Annotated in this window: 20 protein-coding genes and 1 pseudogene; 9 read left to right on the top strand and 12 right to left on the bottom strand. The window is 71.7% G+C overall.

The annotated features are described in order from the left end of the window. Nucleotides 1-873 precede the first annotated feature (873 nt). Together ESG85_RS00410 and ESG85_RS00405 are read right to left on the bottom strand one after the other, a co-directional pair. Nucleotides 874-1347, bottom strand: coding sequence for a hypothetical protein (locus tag ESG85_RS00410; protein ID WP_181018923.1), 474 nt, complete (start codon nt 1345-1347; stop codon nt 874-876). Next, nucleotides 1344-1799: a DUF6228 family protein gene (locus ESG85_RS00405; RefSeq protein WP_164986125.1), complete on the bottom strand. Its 456-nt coding sequence runs from the start codon at nt 1797-1799 to the stop codon at nt 1344-1346. Before ESG85_RS00405 ends, ESG85_RS00410 begins: the two co-directional genes overlap by 4 nt. Before the next feature lie 269 nt (nt 1800-2068). Between ESG85_RS00405 and ESG85_RS00400 the strand changes: the two genes are divergently transcribed. The 3 genes from ESG85_RS00400 to ESG85_RS00390 all read left to right on the top strand — a co-directional run bounded on the left by ESG85_RS00400 (nt 2069) and on the right by ESG85_RS00390 (nt 3683). After that, nucleotides 2069-2440 (top strand): helix-turn-helix domain-containing protein, encoded by a 372-nt coding sequence (locus ESG85_RS00400; protein WP_128975976.1) that lies wholly within the window; start codon nt 2069-2071, stop codon nt 2438-2440. Between the two features lie 22 nt (nt 2441-2462). Continuing rightward, a complete protein-coding gene (locus ESG85_RS00395) occupies nt 2463-3065 on the top strand; it encodes a hypothetical protein (protein ID WP_128975975.1) in 603 nt (200 codons plus the stop codon). A gap of 282 nt (nt 3066-3347) precedes the next feature. Next, on the top strand, nt 3348-3683 hold the full coding sequence (locus ESG85_RS00390) for a DUF2516 family protein (protein WP_128975979.1): 336 nt from the start codon (nt 3348-3350) through the stop codon (nt 3681-3683). 116 nt (nt 3684-3799) lie between these two features. Here ESG85_RS00390 and ESG85_RS00385 read toward each other — a convergent pair whose 3' ends face one another. The 3 genes from ESG85_RS00385 to ESG85_RS00375 all read right to left on the bottom strand — a co-directional run bounded on the left by ESG85_RS00385 (nt 3800) and on the right by ESG85_RS00375 (nt 7940). Next, nucleotides 3800-5050 (bottom strand): PP2C family protein-serine/threonine phosphatase, encoded by a 1251-nt coding sequence (locus ESG85_RS00385; RefSeq protein ID WP_128975974.1) that lies wholly within the window; start codon nt 5048-5050, stop codon nt 3800-3802. 528 nt (nt 5051-5578) lie between these two features. After that, entirely contained in the window at nt 5579-6637 is a 1059-nt protein-coding gene (locus ESG85_RS00380) for a C40 family peptidase (RefSeq protein WP_128975973.1), read from the bottom strand. 490 nt (nt 6638-7127) lie between these two features. Continuing rightward, on the bottom strand, nt 7128-7940 hold the full coding sequence (locus ESG85_RS00375) for a class I SAM-dependent methyltransferase (RefSeq protein ID WP_128975972.1): 813 nt from the start codon (nt 7938-7940) through the stop codon (nt 7128-7130). Nucleotides 7941-8136: 196 nt separating this feature from the next. On the opposite strand from ESG85_RS00375, the gene mshA reads away from it, so the two are divergent. Both mshA and ESG85_RS00365 read left to right on the top strand, forming a co-directional pair. After that, on the top strand, nt 8137-9519 hold the full coding sequence (gene mshA / locus ESG85_RS00370) for a D-inositol-3-phosphate glycosyltransferase (RefSeq protein WP_128975971.1): 1383 nt from the start codon (nt 8137-8139) through the stop codon (nt 9517-9519). Beyond that, a complete protein-coding gene (locus ESG85_RS00365; RefSeq protein ID WP_128975970.1) occupies nt 9512-10018 on the top strand; it encodes a type III secretion system chaperone family protein in 507 nt (168 codons plus the stop codon). The genes mshA and ESG85_RS00365 overlap by 8 nt, the downstream gene beginning before the upstream one ends. Here the strand turns inward: ESG85_RS00365 and ESG85_RS00360 are convergent. Beyond that, nucleotides 9996-11420: an MDR family MFS transporter gene (locus ESG85_RS00360; RefSeq protein WP_128975969.1), complete on the bottom strand. Its 1425-nt coding sequence runs from the start codon at nt 11418-11420 to the stop codon at nt 9996-9998. The genes ESG85_RS00365 and ESG85_RS00360 overlap by 23 nt on opposite strands. A 180-nt stretch (nt 11421-11600) precedes the next feature. Here ESG85_RS00360 and ESG85_RS00355 point away from each other — a divergent pair, with 180 nt between their 5' ends. Continuing rightward, nucleotides 11601-12359, top strand: coding sequence for a phosphoglyceromutase (locus ESG85_RS00355; protein ID WP_128975968.1), 759 nt, complete (start codon nt 11601-11603; stop codon nt 12357-12359). An 84-nt stretch (nt 12360-12443) separates the two neighbouring features. Here the strand turns inward: ESG85_RS00355 and ESG85_RS00350 are convergent, their stop codons facing one another. The 3 genes from ESG85_RS00350 to ESG85_RS00340 form a co-directional block, all read right to left on the bottom strand. Next, the gene (locus tag ESG85_RS00350; RefSeq protein WP_128975967.1) at nt 12444-12752 is read right to left on the bottom strand and encodes an SHOCT domain-containing protein; all 309 of its coding nucleotides are present in this window, start codon (nt 12750-12752) and stop codon (nt 12444-12446) included. 43 nt (nt 12753-12795) lie between these two features. Next, complete coding sequence (locus tag ESG85_RS00345) at nt 12796-13257, bottom strand: DUF6325 family protein (protein WP_246094738.1); 462 nt, start codon at nt 13255-13257, stop codon at nt 12796-12798. A 258-nt stretch (nt 13258-13515) separates the two neighbouring features. Next, nucleotides 13516-14187 (bottom strand): GNAT family N-acetyltransferase, encoded by a 672-nt coding sequence (locus tag ESG85_RS00340; RefSeq protein ID WP_128975966.1) that lies wholly within the window; start codon nt 14185-14187, stop codon nt 13516-13518. Between the two features lie 179 nt (nt 14188-14366). Here ESG85_RS00340 and ESG85_RS00335 point away from each other — a divergent pair, with 179 nt between their 5' ends. Beyond that, nucleotides 14367-14837 (top strand): GNAT family N-acetyltransferase, encoded by a 471-nt coding sequence (locus ESG85_RS00335; RefSeq protein ID WP_128975965.1) that lies wholly within the window; start codon nt 14367-14369, stop codon nt 14835-14837. Between the two features lie 62 nt (nt 14838-14899). Here ESG85_RS00335 and ESG85_RS34785 read toward each other — a convergent pair whose 3' ends face one another. Together ESG85_RS34785 and phoU are read right to left on the bottom strand one after the other, a co-directional pair. Next, complete coding sequence (locus ESG85_RS34785; RefSeq protein ID WP_164986124.1) at nt 14900-15058, bottom strand: hypothetical protein; 159 nt, start codon at nt 15056-15058, stop codon at nt 14900-14902. Nucleotides 15059-15190: 132 nt separating this feature from the next. Continuing rightward, nucleotides 15191-15871, bottom strand: a complete 681-nt coding sequence (gene phoU / locus ESG85_RS00330; RefSeq protein WP_128975964.1) for a phosphate signaling complex protein PhoU — start codon at nt 15869-15871, stop codon at nt 15191-15193. A gap of 392 nt (nt 15872-16263) precedes the next feature. Between phoU and phoR the strand changes: the two are divergent. Together phoR and phoP are read left to right on the top strand one after the other, a co-directional pair. Continuing rightward, nucleotides 16264-17448, top strand: a pseudogene (gene phoR / locus ESG85_RS00325) (two-component system sensor histidine kinase PhoR); the annotation flags it as partial. Between the two features lie 592 nt (nt 17449-18040). Further along, entirely contained in the window at nt 18041-18712 is a 672-nt protein-coding gene (gene phoP / locus ESG85_RS00320; protein WP_484422031.1) for a two-component system response regulator PhoP, read from the top strand. Between the two features lie 216 nt (nt 18713-18928). On the opposite strand, the gene ESG85_RS00315 is transcribed toward phoP, so the two are convergent. After that, entirely contained in the window at nt 18929-19597 is a 669-nt protein-coding gene (locus ESG85_RS00315) for a copper chaperone PCu(A)C domain-containing protein (protein ID WP_128975962.1), read from the bottom strand. Between the last annotated feature and the right edge of the window lie 476 nt (nt 19598-20073).

The following is a 20073-nucleotide window of genomic DNA, read 5'->3' as shown; positions in this document are numbered from 1 at the left end:
TCGACCACCCGGATCACCGGCCTCGTCCAAGCCGTGCTCACACTGCATTTGGCCAGCTCAGACCGATGATGGAAAAGCCTCACTCGCCACGGACAGAACCGTGATTCGCGCCAGCCGCAGCAGCAATGATTCGACTGGTCTGGGAGAGACGGTAGTTGTTATAGGTCTCGACCAATCGCCCCGGAACGGCTGGAAACATCCGCGTGCCGGGTTCAGGTCCTGCTGCGAAGTCGCGAAAGCGATGAACGGGCGTGCACTGAGATGGCCGATCTTCATGGGGTCAGGAAACGGCCGGCCCTGGCCGGGGTGTGTACTGAGTCGTAGGCGAGCTGATCTCGTTGAGGTAGGCGCCGACGGAGAGCTCGATCGCGCGATGTGCGTAGCTGTGCGGAGGAAGACGGCGTTCCATTGGAGCGGTGTCGTCCTCGCTGCGGCAGGCGGTGACCGGAAAGAACAGTGGGTACAAGATTTCACTCCGTTCTACGCGCCGGTCGACATCGACCAGACCCAGATCCGTCGCCACCCCCGGCTTCGCGTACCTGCCGAAAACGACCGTGACAGATACTGCGAGAACCGGACCAGGAATGTGGGATCAAGCCCCACGAACGGGGCAAACGCCGTCGCTCGGCGCGCGACGCAATGAGAATCCGACAGCGTGAATGAGAACGAGTGAGAGTTCGACAGCTTCAATGCGACGGGACAGGAGCGCGCCCGGAGGGGTGTCGCCGATGTGAGCCCCGGTGACAGTTGTCCTGCTGTTCCGTCTCTCTAGAAGTGGGCCATCCCGGTGCGCTGACCTGGGGTGGTTCAGATTGACTGAGACGGGATAGGCAGACTTTTCTCGCTCAACCGGAGCATATGTGCCGTCCGGGCTTATGTGTTCTGGGGATGCTTGTGGGTGCGCCAGAGGCGTCTGAGTGCTTCGAGTTCGGTTCGGGGGAAGTGCTCACCCCACTTGCCTCGGTAGCTGCTCTCGCCGTAGGTCTGTGCGACTTCGTTGAAGCAGCGGATCACGGCGCGGGCGAGCTGGTCGATACCGAGCTGACTCGACCAGATCTCGGTTCCCTTGTTGTCGTGGTCGCTGCCGTCGCGCAGTTCGAGCAGACGGAGCCAGGTGTCCTCGCCTTCGCGGTGGAAGATCCACCGGTAGGCGGTCGGCTCGGCCTCGAACTGGGCGCGGGTCTCTGCCTCACCACCGACGAGCCGGGCCACCGCGGCCAGGAAACCCTCGGGCGCATTGCCGATGTAGGAGGCGGTGAGCTCGACTCTCGCCTGGTGATCTTCAAGGGTGCAGTCGACCCAACCGGATCCTGCCAGAGTCCAGGTGATGCGGATGCCGGATGTCACGGCTGCTGCCCGGTGAGGAAGCTCCGGACGTCGGCCGCCAGGGATGTCATCTGTTCGCCGGCCTCCAGCCAGGTGGTCACCGAGGCGCTCCAGCCGCCGGCGGTCTGTGGCCACGGTCGCACGGCCCAGGTCAGCCCGATGTAGCCGCCGGACCGGAAGACGGCCGACACCGTCAGGTCTCGGTCGTTGGTCTGCCAGCTCCGTTCGCCGTCCCATCCCCGGTAGTCGGCAGCGAGCTCTTCCAGGAACGTGGTGAGATCGCTGTCCCAGATCCAGGCGACGACCTCGTCGACACGAGCGGTCAGGCCCGGGGCCCGTAGCTCGACGGCATAGTGCACGGAGTCCTGGTCGAAGCTGAACCGGCCGCAGAACGACACGCCCACGGACCAGTTGTCCTGGCAGCGGATGGTCACGCTGGGCTTGTCGTCGTAGTAGCCGGCCGGGGATGTCATGCGCGGAACGCTAGGTCAGCGCTGCCTTGATCGTCATCCGGATTCGGCGCTGACCAGGTTGAGCGACCGTTGGTAGCCGGAGGCAGGGGTGGTTCGGGTGGACCGAGACCAGGGCACCTTCAGCGAGACGCATCAGTGTGTGGGGCTGGGGACGGTTGCCGCGACAACGCGTCAGTGGGCGTGACGAGTCACAGGTGTACGGGTTCGTGTGACAGAACTATTGCAAGCGGCTGCTTGCAATAGTTAGCGGTGGCTGGCATGGTCGGAGCATGGCTTCACTCAACGTCGGCAATCTCGGCGAGTACCTCCGCGAGCAGCGGCGCACCGCGCAGTTGTCCCTGCGGCAGCTCGCCGAGGCCGCGGGGGTGTCGAATCCGTATCTGAGTCAGATCGAGCGGGGGCTGCGCAAGCCCAGCGCCGAGGTGCTGCAGCAGGTCGCGAAGGCGCTGCGGATCTCCGCCGAGACGCTGTACGTGCGCGCCGGAATCCTCGACGAGAAGGAGCGGGAGGAGCTGGAGACGCGCGCCGTCATCCTGGCCGATCCCTCGATCAACGAGCGGCAGAAGCAGGTGCTGCTGCAGATCTACGACTCCTTCCGCAAGGAGAACGCCGCCGAGCAGGCGCAGTCCACCGACGCGTAGAACCTCTGGGAGGACCACGACCATGGCCATCATCGACGAGCTCCGCACCCCCCTCTACTTCGCCGCCGGCACCGCCGACCTCGCCGTCCGGCAGGCCAAGAAGGTGCCCGGTCTGATCGAGCACCTCGCGGCCGAGGCGCCGGGCCGCATCGAGGCCGTGAAGAACACGGACCCCAAGGCGGTGCAGGAGAAGGCGCAGGCGAAGCTCGCCGAGTTCGTCGGCAGCCTGGACACCGACCTGAAGAAGCTGGGCGAGCAGGCCCAGGACCTCGCGCTGCGCGGCGTGGGCGTCGCCGCCGAGTACGCGGTGAAGGCGCGCGAGAAGTACGAGGAGCTCGCCGCGCAGGGCGAGGAGGCCGTGAAGGCCTGGCGGGGCGAGGTCGCCGAGGAGATCACCGAGATCGCCGTCGTCGTCGAGCCCGACCCGGAGACCGGGCGGCAGCCGGAGGCCAAGGACGCCAAGGGCGCCAAGGAGGAAGAGGGAACGGAGAAGGCCGGGGGCGCTACCGCCGAGGCCTCCGCCCCTGAGACCTCCGAGACCTCCAAGCCCGCCGCCCGCAAGCCCGCCGCCCGTAAGCCGGCGGCCGCCAAGAAGGCCGCGGCCACCGAAGGCGCCGACAAGTAGGGCGGTCGTCGGCTCGAAAGGCGGCGAGGGCGGCGAAGGCGCAGAGGGCGCCGAGGACGGCGAACCGTGGTTCGGGAGCCGCAGCCTCGAAATGACCGCAGCCTCGAAATGACCGCAGCCTCGGGATGGGCCGCAGCCTCGATCGGGGTCGTAGCCCCGACAGGGGCCGCTGCTTCGAAATGGGCCGTACGGCGGTCCGGGCACCAAACCCGGTGTCCCGGGCGTTGTAACGGGTACCTTGGCGGCGAGGCGCTCCACCCACACACCTAGGCGGTGCTCAGCATGTTGGCGAACGGCTTCGATTCGATCCTGTCCCTGGTGATCTTCCTGGTCTTCACCGGCTTCGCCGTCGCCGCGTTCGTCTTCGCCGCCACGGCGCGCGAGGACGCGTACCGAGCGGCCGAGAAGCAGACCAAGAAGTTCTGGCTGATCCTGCTCGGCATCAACCTCGTCCTCAACCTGCTGCTGCCGATGCTGTTCCTCCAGATCGCCGGGCTCATCGCCGCCATCGTCTTCATGGTCGACGTCCGCCCCGCGCTCCGGCAGGTGTCCGGCGGCGGCCGGCGCGGCGGCTCCAGCAGCGACGGTCCGTACGGCCCGTACAACGGCGGCCGCTGAGGCGTACGCCGGTGGGTCGGCCGTAGGACGTTGATCCGGCAGGCCGTACGCCGGTGATCCGGCAAGCCGTACGCCGGTGAGGCGGTCGGACGTGGTTCCTCGTGCGAGGCCCGGGTTTATGCCCGGGCCTTGTCCCGTTCCAGGGCCAGGACCGCCACGTCGTCCGTCAGCTCCCCGCCGTTCAGCGACCGCACCTCCGTCACCGCCGCGTCGAGCAGTTCCTCGCCGCGCAGTCCGGACGCCAGCTGCCGGTTGATCATCTCGACCATCCCGTCCTGGCCGAGCCGCGGCGAACCCGGGCCCGCCGAGCGGCCCTCGATGAGGCCGTCCGTGTACATCAGCAGGCTCCACGAGCCGCCCAGCTCCACCTGCCGGCGCGGCCAGCGGGCGCGCGGCAGCAGACCGAGGGCCGGGCCGCCGTCCTCGTACGGCAGCAGCTCCGCCGCCCGCCCGTGCCGCGCGATCAGCGGCGACGGGTGCCCGGCCAGACACAGGCCCGCCCGGCGGCCGTCGGCGGAGATGTCGACCGTGCACAGGGTCGCGAAGATCTCGTCGTTCTCGCGCTCGTGCTCCAGCACCTGCTGCAACGTCGAGAGCAGCTCGTCCCCGCACAGGCCCGCGAAGGTCAGCGCCCGCCAGGCGATCCGCAGCTCCACGCCCAGCGCGGCCTCGTCGGGGCCGTGTCCGCAGACGTCGCCGATCATCGCGTGGACCGTGCCGTCGGGCGTGCGCACCGTGTCGTAGAAGTCGCCGCCGAGCAGCGCACGGGACCGGCCTGGCCGGTAGCGGGCGGCGAAGCGCAGGTCGGAGCCCTCCAGGAGCGGCGTGGGCAGCAGTCCGCGCTCCAGGCGGGCGTTCTCCTGGGCGCGCAGCCGCGACTCGGCCAGCTTGATCTTCACGACGTCGTTGCGCTTGCGCTCGACCGCGTAACGGATGGCGCGGCTGAGCAGCCGTCCGTCGAGCTCCTCCCGGAAGAGGTGGTCCTGTGCCCCGACGCGTACCGCCTCGGCGGCGAGCTCCGCGTCCGCGGACGCGGCGAGCGCGAGCACGGCGTGGCGCGGCGCGAGGCGCAGGATGTGCTGGAGCGGTGCGAGCGGCTCGTCCTCGGCCCCGCGGGGGGCGGGCAGGGCGAGGTCGACGAGGACGCAGTGGACGTCGTCGGTGAGCAGCCGCTCGGCCTCGGTGAGGTTGCGGGCGGTACGGATGCGGACCCGGGTCCCGGCGGCGTCGAGCAGCTCGGGTACGGCGAGGGCGCCGGCCGGGTCGTCCTCGACGACCAGGAGCGTGAGGTCGTGGGCGTGGGCGGTGCCGGGCGTTCCGGGTGCCGCGGGAGAATCGATTCTCTGACGCGGTACGGGTACGGGCATCGGTATGGGTTTCCTTCCCTCCCCCCGAGGGCCGGGGACCGACCATAGCGGTACCGCACGGCGCAGCGGAATGGCGATCACGCGGTGAACCGGCACGGCGGTATGGCATATGCCACGGATGGGGAGGTAGTTGGCGCCGGGAGGTGGTCGTGAGGCCGTCGCCAGGCCCCGGCGAGGCCGTCGGGAGGCTGCTCCGAGGGCGCGCACAGCCCTCGCGACGATGAGAAACGTCACTTGTGACGTGTCACTTCGGGGCGCGGAGGCACGGCGCGGAGGCGCGTGCCGCGTGTCACTTACCCCGCGCGCTGTGCTGCGGGTCACCCGGGCCGTGACGTGTTGTCTGTCCAGGCGTGCTCGCCCCGGACCGGGCCGCTCCGGGCGGCGGCCGGAGTCCGCGCCGTCCGTGTGGCGGACGGAGCACGCGACGCCGGGCGGTGGACGGAGCCCGCTGCGTTCGGGCGGTGGACCGAGTCCGCGTGTTCCGGCGGTCGACGGAGCCCGTGTCGTCCGCCCCAAACGTACGACGCGTCACTCCGGGCGGACGACTCCCAGGATCTCCATCGAGCCCGCGCCCGCGATCGTCACGTTCCGGCCGGGCCGCGGCGCGTGCACCATCGCCCCGTTGCCCACGTACATGCCGATGTGGCTCGCGTCCTTGTAGTAGACGATCAGGTCGCCGGGCCGCATGTCCTTGATGTCCACGTGCGGGAGGAGCCGCCACTGCTCCTGCGAGGTGCGCGGGATCGGGCGGCCGGCCGCGCCCCAGGCCGACTGGGTGAGGCCGGAGCAGTCGTACGAGCTCGGACCCTCGGCGCCCCACACGTACGGCTTGCCGATCTGCGCCGTCGCGAACTCCACCGCCCGCTTGCCCGCCGGCGTCGCCTTCTCGCTCAGGCCCTTGAGGACCCCGGAGTTGACCCAGGCGGTCTGCGCCTGGTTCTGCGCCTGCTCCTCGAGGCGCCGCAGCCGCTCCCGCTCCTCGGCGGCGAGCTGCGACTCCAGCTTCTTGGCGGCCTCGATCTTGTCGTTGATCTCCTGCTTCGCCTTGGCCTGCTTGAGCCGGTTGTCCTCGAGCTTCTTCCAGTTGAGGCTGGCGTCCTTGGCGTACGCGGTCAACTGGGCCTGCGTGGTGTTCATTTCGGCGAGCAGGTCCTTGGTGGCCTTGTGGCCCTCCTTGAGGCGGCCCGCGTTGTCGAGGAACAGCTGCGGGTCGTTCGTGAGGACCAGCTGGGCGCCGTCGGGCAGTCCGCCGTTGCGGTACTGCGCGCGCGCCGCCGCGCCCGCCCGCGCCTTGAGGTCGTCGATCTTCTCCTGGCCGGCCACGATCATCCGGGCCAGCTTCACGATCTCGTCGGACTGCTCCTTGGCCTTCTCCTCGGCCAGGTTGTACGCGTCGGTGGCCCGGGCGGCCTGGCGGTAGAGGGCGTCGATCTCCGAGCGGACCTCTTCGAGGGTCTTCTTGGGCTGCGCCGGCGGCCCCGGCGGAAGCGGGGCGGCCGCGGCCTGGAGCGTGAGTGCGGGTGAGGCAAGCACCGTCAGGGCGCAGACCACGGTGAGCGTGGCGATGGCGTGGCGGCGTCGATTCACAGGCTCCCCCTCAAGACACCCGGTCATGCGTATGCGTATGCGTATGTCTATGTGTACGTGTATGCGGATTCGGCCCGGTCTGGCCGGGTCTGGCCCGGTCAGGTTGGGTCAGGTCAGGTCAGGTCCGGCCCGGTCGGAGCTGGTCCGGCTCGATCTGATTTACCGTCAGTAACTTGTTCGTGACCTTGGCGATAGTGCCATGCGAAACACGAAAGCAACAGGGGAAAGCGGGCCCTGTCGGGTCACTTCCCCTCACGGGGGACGAGCGTTCGGCCGGTCGCGTTCCCTGAGCGGCGGGAAATCAGGGGGAGTTCGGGGACGGATCCGGAAATGTCCGGGTGGCCCGACGCTTCGGCCCTCCGGCGGCGCTCCTCCGGGTCGCCCAACGCCCGGGCCCTCCGGCGGCGCCCCTCCGAGTCACCCAACGCCCAGGCCCTCCGGCGGTGCCCCCAGGCCCTCCGGCGGCTCCGGCGGCGACCGCCCCCGGCCCTCAGCTCGGGCGCGGGGCCAGGGCCTCCCAGCGGACCGTCACCTCACCCTGGCGCCAGCGCCGGGGGCCGTCCGTCACCGGCCAGTCCGCCGCCAGGTCCCGTACGGTACGGATCCAGCGCTGCCGGGCGCCCAGCGAGGCGAACGGTGCGGCCGCCGCCCACGCCCGGTCGAAGTCCCGCAGGAACGCGTGCACCGGCTCGCCCGGCACGTTCCGGTGGATCAGTGCCTTGGGCAGCCGCTCCGCCAGGTCGGACGGCCGGTCCAGCGAGCCCAGCCGGGTCGCGAAGGTCACCGTCCGGGGCCCCGAAGGGCCCAGCGCGACCCACACGTGCCGCCGCCCGATCTCGTCGCAGGTTCCCTCCACGAGCAGCCCGCCCGGGGCGAGCCGCCGGCACAGCCGCTCCCAGACGGCCGCGACCTGCTCCTCGTCGTACTGGCGGAGCACGTTCGCGGCCCGGATCAGCGCGACCTCGCCGGGCACCGGCACCTCGAAGCCGCCGTGCCGGAACTCCAGGCCCTCGCGCTCGTACGGCCGCGCCGCGGCGACCCGGGCCGGCTCGATCTCGATGCCGTACAGGAGGGTCCTGGGGTCCTCGGTGCGCAGCCGGGCGAGCAGCTCGACCGCGGTCCAGGGTGCGGCGCCGTAGCCGAGGTCGACGGCGACGGGCGGGGCGTCGGAGCGGCGCAGGGCCGGGCCGTGGACGGCGGCGATCCAGCGGTCCTGGCGGCGCAGCCGGTTGGGGTTGGTGGTCCCGCGGGTGACCGTGCCGACGGGTCGGGCGACGGTGCGGAGCGTGGTGCGCGGGGCCATGGAACGAGCGTAAGGGGTCGGGGAGGGCCGCTCCGGCGGTAATGACTTGGCAAAGCGCGGGCCGCCGAGGAAATGAAAGGAGGGATTCCGGTGTTGTGCGGGGTCGGAAAGGTGCGACCCGCCTTTCTCCGCCATGCCCGCAGTACCCGCCCGACCCGCCCGACCCGCCCTGTCCGACAGCGGAAGGACCGCCGACGTGAGCCAGTACGTGTCCCGGTTCGCCGGCACCCTGGCGGCGCCGCCCCGGCTCCGGCTTCCCGGCCGGCACCGCGGCCCGCGCCGTGTGGCCATGCTCAGTGTCCACACCTCCCCCCTCCACCAGCCGGGCACCGGCGACGCGGGCGGGATGAACGTCTACATCGTGGAGCTCGCCAAGCGGCTCGCCGCGATCAACGTCGAGGTGGAGATCTTCACCCGGGCCACCACCGGCGGCCTCGCGCCCGTCGTCGAGCTCGCGCCCGGCGTGCTCGTACGGCACGTCGACGCCGGTCCGTACGAGGGCCTGGCCAAGGAGGAGCTGCCGGCCCAGCTCTGCGCCTTCACGCACGGGGTGATGCAGGCCTGGGCGGGGCACCGCTCCGGCCACTACGACCTGGTGCACTCCCACTACTGGCTGTCCGGCCACGTCGGCTGGCTCGCCGCCGAGCGCTGGGGCGTCCCGCTCGTCCACACCATGCACACCATGGCCAAGGTCAAGAACGCGGCGCTCGCCGAGGGCGACACGCCCGAGCCCCCGGCCCGGGTGATCGGCGAGACGCAGATCGTCGAGGCGGCCGACCGGCTGATCGCCAACACGGCCGAGGAGGCCGACGAGCTCTCCCGCTTCTACGACGCCGATCCGGCCAAGATCGCCGTCGTGCACCCGGGCGTCAACCTGGACCACTTCCGCCCCGCCGACGGCCGGGCCGCCGCCCGCGCCCGCCTCGGCCTCCCGCAGGACGCGTTCATCCCCGCCTTCGCCGGCCGCATACAGCCGCTGAAGGCCCCGGACATCCTGCTGCGCGCGGCCGCCCTGCTCGTGGACCGCGACCCCTCGCTGCGCTCCCGCATGGTCGTGCCGGTGGTCGGCGGGCCGAGCGGCAGCGGCCTCGCCAAGCCGGAGGGCCTGCAGAAGCTCGCCGCGAAGCTGGGCATCTCCGACGTCGTGCGCTTCCACCCGCCGGTCGGGCAGGACCGGCTCGCGGACTGGTTCCGGGCCGCCAGCGTCCTGGTCGTGCCCTCGTACAGCGAGTCCTTCGGCCTGGTCGCCATCGAGGCGCAGGCGGCCGGCACCCCGGTCGTCGCGGCGGCGGTGGGCGGTCTGCCCGTGGCCGTACGGGACGACGTCACCGGCTTCCTCGTGCACGGCCACGACCCGGCCGACTACGCCCGCGCGCTCGAGCGCTTCGTCGCCGATCCGCGGCTGTCCGACCGGATGGGCGCGGCGGCGGCGCGGCACGCCGGGTCGTTCGGCTGGGACACGGCGGCGTCGGGGACGGCGGACGTGTACACGGCCGCGATGCACGACCACCGGCACCGCGCCACCCACGACCTCCGGGCGCGTGATCACCGCCGTCGCGTACGCTCCCACCATGGCTGAGGTCGAGGCAGAGAGCGTCCGGCGGATCGTCGAGGACACCTTCAAGGACGCGGAACTGGAGTGGGAGTCCACCGAACCGGGCTCCTACGTGGTCAAGCTGCCGGGCACGCGCAAGCTCTTCACCACGCTGTCGCTGCGCGTGGGCCGCCACTCGCTGTCCCTGAACGCCTTCGTCATCCGCCACCCCGACGAGAACGAGGCCGGAGTCCACCGCTGGCTCCTGGAGCGCAACCTCCGGCTGTACGGGGTGGGTTACGCGATCGACCGGCTCGGCGACGTCTACCTGGCCGGCAAGCTGCCGCTGGCGGCGGTCACGCCGGAGGAGCTGGACCGCCTCCTCGGCTCCGTACTGGAGGCGGCGGACGGCGACTTCAACACCCTGCTGGAACTGGGCTTCGCGTCGGCGATCCGCCGGGAGTACGAGTGGCGGGTGTCGCGCGGCGAGTCGACGCGCAACCTCGACGCGTTCAGGAACCTCACGCAGAGGCCTTCGCAGTGACGCTTCCGGCGTCAACTGCGGCCTGCCCCGCGGCCTCGGCGCCACTGCCGACGTCCTGACCCGCGGCCTCGGCGTCACCTGTGGCCTGACCCACGCCCTTGGCGCCGGTCACGGACTCGACCCCGCCGTCACCCTTCCTCTGCTCCTGCCTCTTGCTCTCACCCTCGCTCTCACCCTCGCCCTCGGCCTCGCTCAGGGCGGACCGCAGTCGGGTCTGGTAGCCGAGGGCGGCGACGGCGCCGATCACGGCGCAGGCGATCCACAGGACGTCCGGACCGGGCCCGTCGACGATTCCGCCGGCCAGGATCGGCGCGACGAAACCGGCCACCGCCCACGACATGCCCATCACGCCCTGGTAGCGGCCGCGGGCGTGCTCCGGCGCGAGTCGGGCGGTGGCGGCGGCGTTGGTGGGCACGTGGACCATCTCGCCGATCGTCCAGATCACGACGGTCGCGCCGAAGGCGACGGAGCTGCCGGCGAGCGCGGTGGCGCCGGTGCCGAGGGCGAAGAGGAGGGAGGAGACGGTCAGCAGCATCACCGGGGAGCGCTTGTCGGTGACCTTGTTGACGAGCAGCTGGAAGCCGACGATGACGATGCCGTTGACGGCGATGACGGCACCGTACGCGGAGGGTGCGAGGCCCTCGCCGGCCATGGTGAGCGGCAGGCCGATCCAGGGAGCGGTGAAGACCAGGCAGACGAGCAGGTTGAGCAGCACCAGGGTGCGGAAGGGCGCGTCGCGCAGCACGGTGAGGACGCTGACCTTCTCCTCCTCGAGGGTCTCGCCGGTGGCCTGGTCGATCCGGGCCTCGGGCCGTGTCTCGGGCAGGCGGAGGAAGACGATCAGGGCGCACAGGGCGGTGGCGGCGGCGTCGACGAGGAAGAGGGTGCGGTAGCCGAGGACGATCGCGACGCCGCCGCCGATGGCGGCGACGGCGAAGCCGAGGTTGAGGGCCCAGTAGTTGAGGGCGTAGGCGCGGCGGACGTCGTGGGCGGGCACCATGTCGGCGATGGAGGCGTTGATGGAGGGGCGGACGGCCTGCATGGCGACGCCCATGAGGAGGACGACGAGGGCGACGCCCCAGGCGCTGGTGACGACCGAGAGGAGGGCAGCGCAGGCGGCGGCCGCCAGGTGCATGCTGACCATGGTGGGGCGGCGGCCCCAGCGGTCGGTGAGCGTGCCGCCGAGCGGTGAGCCGGCGACGCCGCCGAGGCCGTGGAGGGCGACGACGAGTCCGGCGAACCAGGCGGAGTACCCGAGCTCCTGGGTGAGGTAGAGGGAGAGGAAGGTCAGGACGAAGGCGCCGGTCCGGTTGACGAGGGTGGACAGCCAGAGCCACCAGAAGCCGCCGGGGAAGCCGGAGACGGTCGCACGGACCGATCGTCCGAGTGACTCGATGGACATGAGTGGCCGCCCCCTGGTGACTGTCGATGCGCCGTGATGCGCGGTGATGCGCCGTGAAGCGCGGTGATGCGCGTGGTGTAAGTGCCGCTTTCCGCTCCCGTAACTTACGGATCTCACACCCCGGACGCCAGCGAATTGACGGTGCACGTCAATCGTCGACCGTCGTCTAGTCTCGGAGGCATGGCCGACGCACCGTACAAGCTGATCCTCCTCCGCCACGGCGAGAGCGAATGGAACGAGAAGAACCTGTTCACCGGCTGGGTGGACGTCAACCTCACCGCGAAGGGCGAGAAGGAGGCGGCGCGCGGCGGTGAGCTGCTCGAGGCCGCCGGTCTGCTCCCGGACGTGGTGCACACCTCGCTGCAGAAGCGCGCCATCCGCACCGCGCAGCTGGCCCTCGAGGCCGCCGACCGCCACTGGATCCCGGTCCACCGCTCCTGGCGTCTGAACGAGCGCCACTACGGTGCGCTGCAGGGCAAGGACAAGGCGCAGACCCTGGCCGAGTTCGGCGAGGAGCAGTTCATGCTGTGGCGCCGTTCGTACGACACCCCGCCGCCGGCGCTCGCCGAGGACAGCGAGTTCTCGCAGGCGCACGACGCCCGCTACGCGTCGATCCCGCCGGAGCTGCGCCCGGACACCGAGTGCCTGAAGGACGTCGTCCAGCGGATGCTGCCGTACTGGTACGACGGCATCGTCCCGGACCTCCTGGCCGGCCGCACGGTCCTCGTCGCCGCCCACGGCAACAGCCTCCGCGCCCTGGTCAAGCACCTCGACGGCATCTCGGACGCCGACATCGCGGGCCTCAACATCCCGACCGGCATCCCGCTGGCCTACGAGCTCGACGAGAACTTCAAGCCGCTCAAGCCCGGCGGCACGTACCTCGACCCGGAGGCCGCGGCGGCCGCCATCGAGGCCGTGAAGAACCAGGGCAAGAAGTAACACGTACCGCGATCATGCCCCTGACCCGCGCACACGGCGCAGGTCGGGGGCATCGTCTTTCCCGTTCGGGTCGACCGAGTCTGGTCAGCCCAGGAGGCGGCGCTTCTGTTCGGCGAACTCCTCGTCCGTCAGGACGCCCTGCGCCTTCAGGTCGCCCAGTTGCTTGAGCTGGTCGATCTTGCGGCTCATGTCGTCGTCCGTCGTGGCGGGCGGCGGGGCGGCGGGCGGGGGTGCCTGCTGGGCGTACTGCTCCTGGCGGGCGTACTGCTCCTGCTGGGCGTAGTCCTGCTGTGCCCACCGGCCGGCCTGGCGTCGTGAGACGCGGTTGGACACGGCGGTGGCGGTTCCGGCGACGACGGCCGTACGTGCGACGCCCCTCAGCAGTCCGGGCATGGTCGGGTCATCTCCCCTGGGTCGGGTGCCTGCGGGTGCCGGGTCAGGCGGCCACGGAGCCGCCGGACGGTGCCGTCTCCTCCGTGGCGTCCAGGGCCGCGAGCAGCGCCTGTACGGGGATCCGGCCGCTGGCCACGAGCTGGGCGCCGCTGCGGCGGAGGGCGCGGGCCATGGGCGCGGCCCACAGGTTCTCGTAGACCAGCACGGCGGCCGAGTTGCCGGGCTCCAGGGCGTTGGCCGCCTCCGCCAGGTCGCTCTCGTCGAGCACCCCGGACGACACTCCGTCGAAGACCGACATGTCGGTCTCGCCGTCGCCCACGTCCCGCAGCTCGAGCCCGGCGACCGAGCCGTCGGCGTCCTTGCCGACGAAGGCGAGGTCGATGATCCGGATGATGCCGCGGTCGACGAGGTCGACGAGCAGCGGGAACGCCTCGCCCGTCATGCGGTTGCCGGGGAACTCGATGACCAGGTAGTCGACGGGCCCCATCTCTTCGAGGTTCTCCATGGGCCTTCTCCTCAACGTGCGGGACAGCTCCTCCAGTCCAGCACGCGAGCTGATGCCCCGCACCTCCGCACCGCAGGCCCGGCCCGCGCGGATACCGCCGGGGCGTCGGCGGCCGTCGCCCCGTCGATCACGCCGATCGCGTCACCGCTTCCGGGCCCCGGCACAGGTCTTCGGCCGCCCGCCTCGGCCAGGTCCTTCGGTCGCGGGCCGAGGATCGTGACCGGGCCCGGTTGACCAGCGTCCGGCTCTCCCGGAGGCTCAGGCCGGTGAGCCGTCGCACCACCCGCACGCCGTCGGACTCGCGCGCACAGGGCGGGACGAGCACGGCCCCGGACCTGGGGCGTCCACCATGAAGCTCCCGGCCTCCGGCCGTAGTTCCAGGCCCATCAGCACCTCGTCCCGGGTGTCCTCCGGCGCCGGTCCCAGGCGGAGGGCGTTGGGCCAGCGGCCGGTCTCCGTCCAGCCGAGGGACCCGTAGAAGGACTCCAGACCTTCGCCCCCTCGGACGGCGAGGCGGAGGCGGGTGAGGGAGAGTTCGTCCCGGGCGAGGCGGTGGAGTTCGCGCATGAGCGCCGCGCCCAGGCCGAGCCCCCGGGAGTCGGGGTGGGTCTGGAGGTGGTGGACCGTGCCCCAGTGGGCGACCAACGGGTTCGGATCGTGGCCGAGCACCACCCAGCCGGCCAGCCGCCGGCCGACCGTCGCCGTGATCAGCCGGTGGCCGTCCGGCGCGAGGCGCCCGAGAAGCGTGTCGGTCACCGGCGCGACATCCGCCTCCGTGACCGGCGGGAACGGGAATCCGGCGGCCCCGCCGGCGTTCGTCACCGCGATCCAGCAGTCGATCAGCCGTCGCCGCAGCTCCGGGCCGACATTCTCGGGAGCGGACGCGTGGGCGAGGACGGTACGGCGCAGCAGCGCGGGCGTGGTCGGCATGCCGGTCATCCTGGCTGAGCGGGTCGTGTCCGCGCCTACGGTATGCGCGCTTCCACGGACTCCTTCCCGCACCATCCCTTCCACGGACTCCTTCCCGCACCATCCCACGGGGCGCGCGCCATCACGCGCGAGCGATATCCGCGGGCATCGACCACCCGCCCTCGCCTACCGTCCCAGGCATGAACACGTCACCGCGTCTGGAAGCCGTCACCCCCGCCACCATCGACGCCGCCCTCGAGCTGAGCGTCCATCCCCACCAGCGGGACAACGTCGCACCCGTCGCTCATTCGCTCGCCGAGGCCTACGCGTACGGCGAGACCGCCTGGCCGCGGCTGATCTTCGACGGTGACGAGCTGGTCGGCTTCCTCATGGCGTTCGTCGACATCCAGTGGAACGCGGAGAAGGACCCGGACGACCGGCGCAGCGGGCTGTGGCGGCTGAACATCAGCGGGGCCCGGCAGGGCAAGGGATACGGGCGCTTCGCCGTCGATGCCGTACGCGAGGAGCTTCGGCGGCGCGGGGCGACGGAGATGTACGTGACCTGGCACCGGGGTGAGCACGGCCCCGGCGACTTCTACCGCCGGCTCGGCTTCCGCGAGACCGGCGAACTGGCCGGCGACCAGGCCGTCGGCGTCCTGGACATCGGCTAGTACGGGCCCGCACGGGCCCCGCCCGGCTCGCGGGCGGAGCCCGTACACAGGTGTCGGGCCGGTCAGCCCGAGCAGCCTCCGCACTGGCACGGCCCGCCGGACTGGCAGCCGCAGCCGCAGCCCGAGCCGCACCCGCAGGCGCCGAGAACGGGCAGGAACGTCGCGTCGCGCGGGAGCGCGACCTCCTGCTGGGGGTCGGTGATCGGAGCGGATTCGGCCATGGGTCCCTCCCTGAGAGGCGTACCTCGCCTCCCTCCATTGCATGCCCACGTACCGAGGCGCATCAACGGCGCACAGGTGTGCGACCTCCGTGCGCCCGCCCCCCGCTCACTCCGCCGCCCGCCCCCGAGCGCCTACGCGCCCTCCACCGGCGCCTCCGCCGGCTGGAGCTCGTCCGCGTGCTCGCCCGTCACCAGATAGACGACGCGCTTCGCGACCGACACCGCGTGGTCCGCGAACCGCTCGTAGTAGCGGCCGAGGAGCGTCACGTCCACGGCCGTCTCGATGCCGTGCTTCCAGCGGTCGTCCATCAGGTGCTGGAAGAGCGCGCGGTGCAGCAGGTCCATCTCGTCGTCGTCCTGCTCCAACTGCAGCGCCAGGTCGACGTCCTTGGTGATGATCACCTCCGCCGCCTTCGCCATCAGGCGCTGCGCCAGCTGCCCCATCTGGAGGATCGTCGCGTGCAGGTCGTCCGGCACCGCCCGGTCCGGGAAGCGCAGCCGGGCCAGCTTGGCGACGTGCTGGGCGAGGTCGCCCGAGCGCTCCAGGTCGGCGCTCATGCGCAGCGAGGTGACCACGATCCGCAGGTCCGTCGCCACCGGCTGCTGCCGGGCGAGCAGGGCTATCGCCCGTGCCTCCAGATCGTGCTGCAGGTCGTCGACCTTCCGGTCCGCGGCGATGACGCTCTCCGCGAGCTTCAGGTCGGCGTCCAGCATCGCCGTCGTGGCGCGCCCGATCGCCGACCCCACCAGACGGGCCATCTCGACCAGGCCCTCGCCGATCGAGTCGAGTTCCTCGTGGTACGCGTCCCGCATCGATGTCGTCCCTCTCTACCCGCTCCGAGTGCTCCGCGCGCCGTGCAGCTCCGTGCGCGTCGCGCGCATGTCCCGGGGCCCGGACCCGTCCGGCTCCGTCCGGCTCCATCCGGCTCCGTTCCTCGCCGCCCGGCCCGTTCGTCGCCGCCCGGCCCGGTCGGTCCGGTCGGTCCGTGCCCCACGCTCCCACGTTCGGCCCCGTACGCGTCGGGTTCCACCCCCTCACGTGAACCACCCCTGTCGCCCAGGTGAACTCCCGGCGACGCACGCCGCAGCGCCCACCAGGGCAAATGAACCGGCGCCGTCTCCTCGGTGAACTCTGGGCGACGACTGTTCGAGCCGCCCCCCGGACGGCTGGGAGACTGTCATTCGGCCCGCATAACCTGGATGGCATGGACGTGAACGCGGCGGTCGCCGCATTGGCAGCGATCGCCGGCGTGTGCACCGGCGTGATCGCCATGCTGGCGTTCCGCTGGAGCGAGCGCGACCAGGCCAGGCCCACCCGTACCTCCCTGCACACCGACGCCGTGCTCCCGCCCGGCGTCGACACCGTACTGTCCGTGCTGCGCTCCTCCGCGGTCGTCCTCGACGAGAGCGACTCGGTGGTCAAGGCCAGCTCGGCCGCGTACGCGCTCGGTCTGGTGCGAGGCGGGAAACTGGCCGTCGAGCCCATGCTCAACATGGCCCGCGACACCCGCCGCGACGGAGAGATACGCCAGGTCGAGCTCGACCTGCCACGGCGCGGCAGCGGCCGCGGCGAGGCCCTGGCCGTCTCCGCCCGGGTCGCCCCGCTGGGCTCGCGGCTCGTGCTGCTGCTCGTCGAGGACCTGACGGAAGCCCGCCGCATCGAAGCGGTACGGCGCGACTTCGTCGCCAACGTGAGCCACGAGCTGAAGACGCCCACGGGTGCGCTCTCGCTGCTCTCCGAGGCCGTCATGGACGCCTCGGACGACCCCGAGGCGGTCACCCGCTTCGCCGGCCGCATGCAGATCGAGGCGACCCGCCTCACCAATCTGGTGCAGGAGCTCATCGACCTCTCACGGGTGCAGAACGACGACCCGCTGGAGGACTCCGAGCCGGTGTCCGTGGACGAGCTGGTCGCCGAGGCGATCGACCGGTCGCGGCACGCCGCCTCCACCAAGCAGATCACCATGGCCTCCGGAGGCACCGCTGACCTGTACGTCTGGGGCAGCCGCGGCCAGCTCGCCGCCGCCCTCGGCAACCTCGTCGAGAACGCCGTCAACTACTCCCCGGCCCGCACGCGGGTCGGCATCGCCGCCCGCCGCGTCGCGGCACCCGGCGGCGACCTGATCGAGATAGCCGTGACCGACCAGGGCATCGGCATCTCGGAGAAGGACCGCGAGCGGATCTTCGAACGCTTCTACCGGGTCGACCCGGCCCGCTCCCGCGCCACCGGCGGTACGGGCCTCGGCCTGGCCATCGTCAAGCACGTGGCCGCCTCGCACGGCGGGGAGGTCACGGTGTGGAGCACCGAGGGCCAGGGCTCGACCTTCACCCTGCGGCTCCCCGAGGCGGCCGCGGGCCGCAAACGCCGCGCCGAGCAGCGGGACGGCGCGGTCGGCACCTTCGGCACCTTCGGCGGTGCCGACGATGCCGACGATGTCGACGGGGCCCACGGGGCCGACAATGTCGGCGCAGTCGGCGGGGAGGGCCGGGACGAGGGGCGGGGCCACGACCTGAGCCTGGGCCATGACCTGGGCCTGGGCCGCGACCTCGGCTCGGGGTACGAGCTCGGTCCGGGGTACGAGCCCGGTCCGGGCCAGGACTTCGGTTCGGGGTACGAGCCGGGGTCCGGCCACGGCCACGGCCTGGGGTACGAGTCGGGGTCCGGCCACGGCCACGGCCTGGGGTACGAGTCGGGGTCCGGCCGCGACGCCGGGCCCGGTCATGAGGCCCCGCCCGGCCGCGACGTCGGGCCCGAAACCCACCATGACCCCGCGCCCGCGCCCGCGCCCGCGCCCGCGCCCGCGCCCGGGCCCGGGCCCGGGCATGACGCCCCGTCCTCTGCCTCCGGCTCCGTACCCACCTCCGCCGCCTCGTCCACGCCCTCCTCCGCCTTCCCCATCACCTCCACCATCTCCACCACCTCCACCACCCCGATCTCATGACCGAACCACTCCCTGCCCCGGAGGTCCTTCCGTGACCCGAGTGCTTGTCGTCGAGGATGAGGAATCCTTCAGCGACGCCCTGTCGTACATGCTCCGCAAGGAGGGCTTCGAGGTCGCCGTCGCGGCGACCGGGCCCGACGGCCTCGACGAGTTCGAGCGCAACGGAGCGGACCTCGTCCTCCTCGACCTGATGCTGCCGGGCCTGCCCGGCACGGAGGTGTGCCGGCAGCTGCGCGGTCGCTCCAACGTCCCGGTGATCATGGTGACCGCCAAGGACAGCGAGATCGACAAGGTCGTCGGGCTGGAGATAGGGGCCGACGACTACGTGACGAAGCCGTTCTCCTCGCGGGAGCTGGTCGCCCGCATCCGCGCGGTGCTGCGCCGCCGCGGCGAGCCCGAGGAGGCCGCGCCCGCCGCCCTGGAGGCCGGTCCGGTCCGCATGGACGTCGACCGACACGTGGTCACCGTCGCGGGTGGCAAGGTCGACCTGCCGCTGAAGGAGTTCGACCTCCTGGAGATGCTGCTCCGCAACGCGGGCCGCGTCCTCACCCGTATGCAGCTCATCGACCGCGTCTGGGGCGCGGACTACGTCGGCGACACCAAGACGCTCGACGTCCACGTGAAGCGCCTCCGCGCCAAGATCGAGCCCGATCCCGGCGCGCCGCGCTACCTCGTGACGGTGCGCGGCCTCGGGTACAAGTTCGAGCCGTAGGCCGTGCCGCCGCCGGCCACCTCGTGTCCGCAGCCACAGCCGTAGTTCGGCGCGCCGTTGTCATCACCCGTGGCCGTGGCCTGGGCGCGACGACGTCACCCGTAGCCGTCGTCTCGGCGCGCGTCCGTCACCCGCCCACAGCCGTCGCCTCGGCGCGTAGACGAAAGGGCGCCCCCTCGGAGGAGGGGGCGCCCTTCGTGTGCGTGCGGTGTGGGCTCAGTGGCCGGCGGAGTGGCTCGCCTCGCCGGTCGCCGTGGCCGTGCCGGACGGGGTCGCCGTGCCCGATGGGGTGGAGCCGTGGCCGGCCTCGCCGCTCGGGGTGGCGGTCGCGGTGGCGCCGGTGGTCGGGGTGGCGGCCGGCGGCTTCGGGATCTCGGTCGGGCCGAAGTCCTTGAAGTAGCTCTTCGCCGGGACGACGAACGCGTCGAGCGACACGTCGCCGGTCTTGCTCAGCTTGAAGACGACCTTCTGAGCGTCGCCGTTCTTGGCCTCGCGCATGCCGCCCTCGATCGTGGCGGACGCGTTGCCGGCGCCACCGAGGACGACGGAGCCGCCGGCGGGGACGACGACCGGGCCGTTGCCCTCGGCCGCCTTGAGCTTCACGGTGCCGGCGGCGCCGGGCAGCGTGATGGACTCGAGGGTCTGCTGCGCGTCACCGTTGTTGAAGACGGTGGCGGACACGACGGCCGGGCCGACCACGCCCGGGTCGGGCTGGGTGATCACGAGCGCGTTCTGGATCTTGACGTCGTCCACCGTGACGGCGGCGTTGTCCGGCCGGACGCCGAGCGTCTGTGCGTCGTTGCCCGCACCACAGGCGGACAGCGAGGCGATCGAGATCACGATGGCGGTGGCGGCGAGGGCGCCGCGTCGAAGGCTGCGGCTCACGGCGGCGGCAACTCCTAGGACGTACGGACGGACGATTGACGGCTAAAGGTGTGTCAGCGCGCTTAGGTTACCGAGCCGCAGTCCCCGTCCCGCACCCGACCCGCCCCCAACGCGTAACCGGGCGAGTACCGGGCGAGTACCGGACCGACCACCGGGCGAGTACCGGACGTGCCCCGGACCAGGCGCCGCGCGCGTGCGACACGTACCCGCCACCTGGCCCCGCCACCTGACCCGCCACCCGGCCCCGCCTCCGCTCCGGCGGCCCTGGCGCTCCTCCGTACGGGTCACGGCGCCGCCCCGCTCCCGTCGCGCGCGCCGTGGCCCCGCCCGTTCCGTCGAGAACTCGCCGTTCTGGCCGGATCACATCGCCTGACACCCCGATCGCGCCCCGATCGCGCCCCGATCGCGTCGGATCGCGTCGGATCACTCCCGATCACGGCCCATTGACGCGCCGTTCACATAAGCGCCGTGATCAA

The sequence above is a fragment of the Streptomyces roseicoloratus genome (assembly GCF_004117935.1).
Taxonomy (GTDB): domain Bacteria; phylum Actinomycetota; class Actinomycetes; order Streptomycetales; family Streptomycetaceae; genus Streptomyces; species Streptomyces roseicoloratus.
The sequence above is the reverse complement of the archived record's forward strand: the minus strand, read 5'-3'. Positions and strand labels throughout refer to the sequence as shown.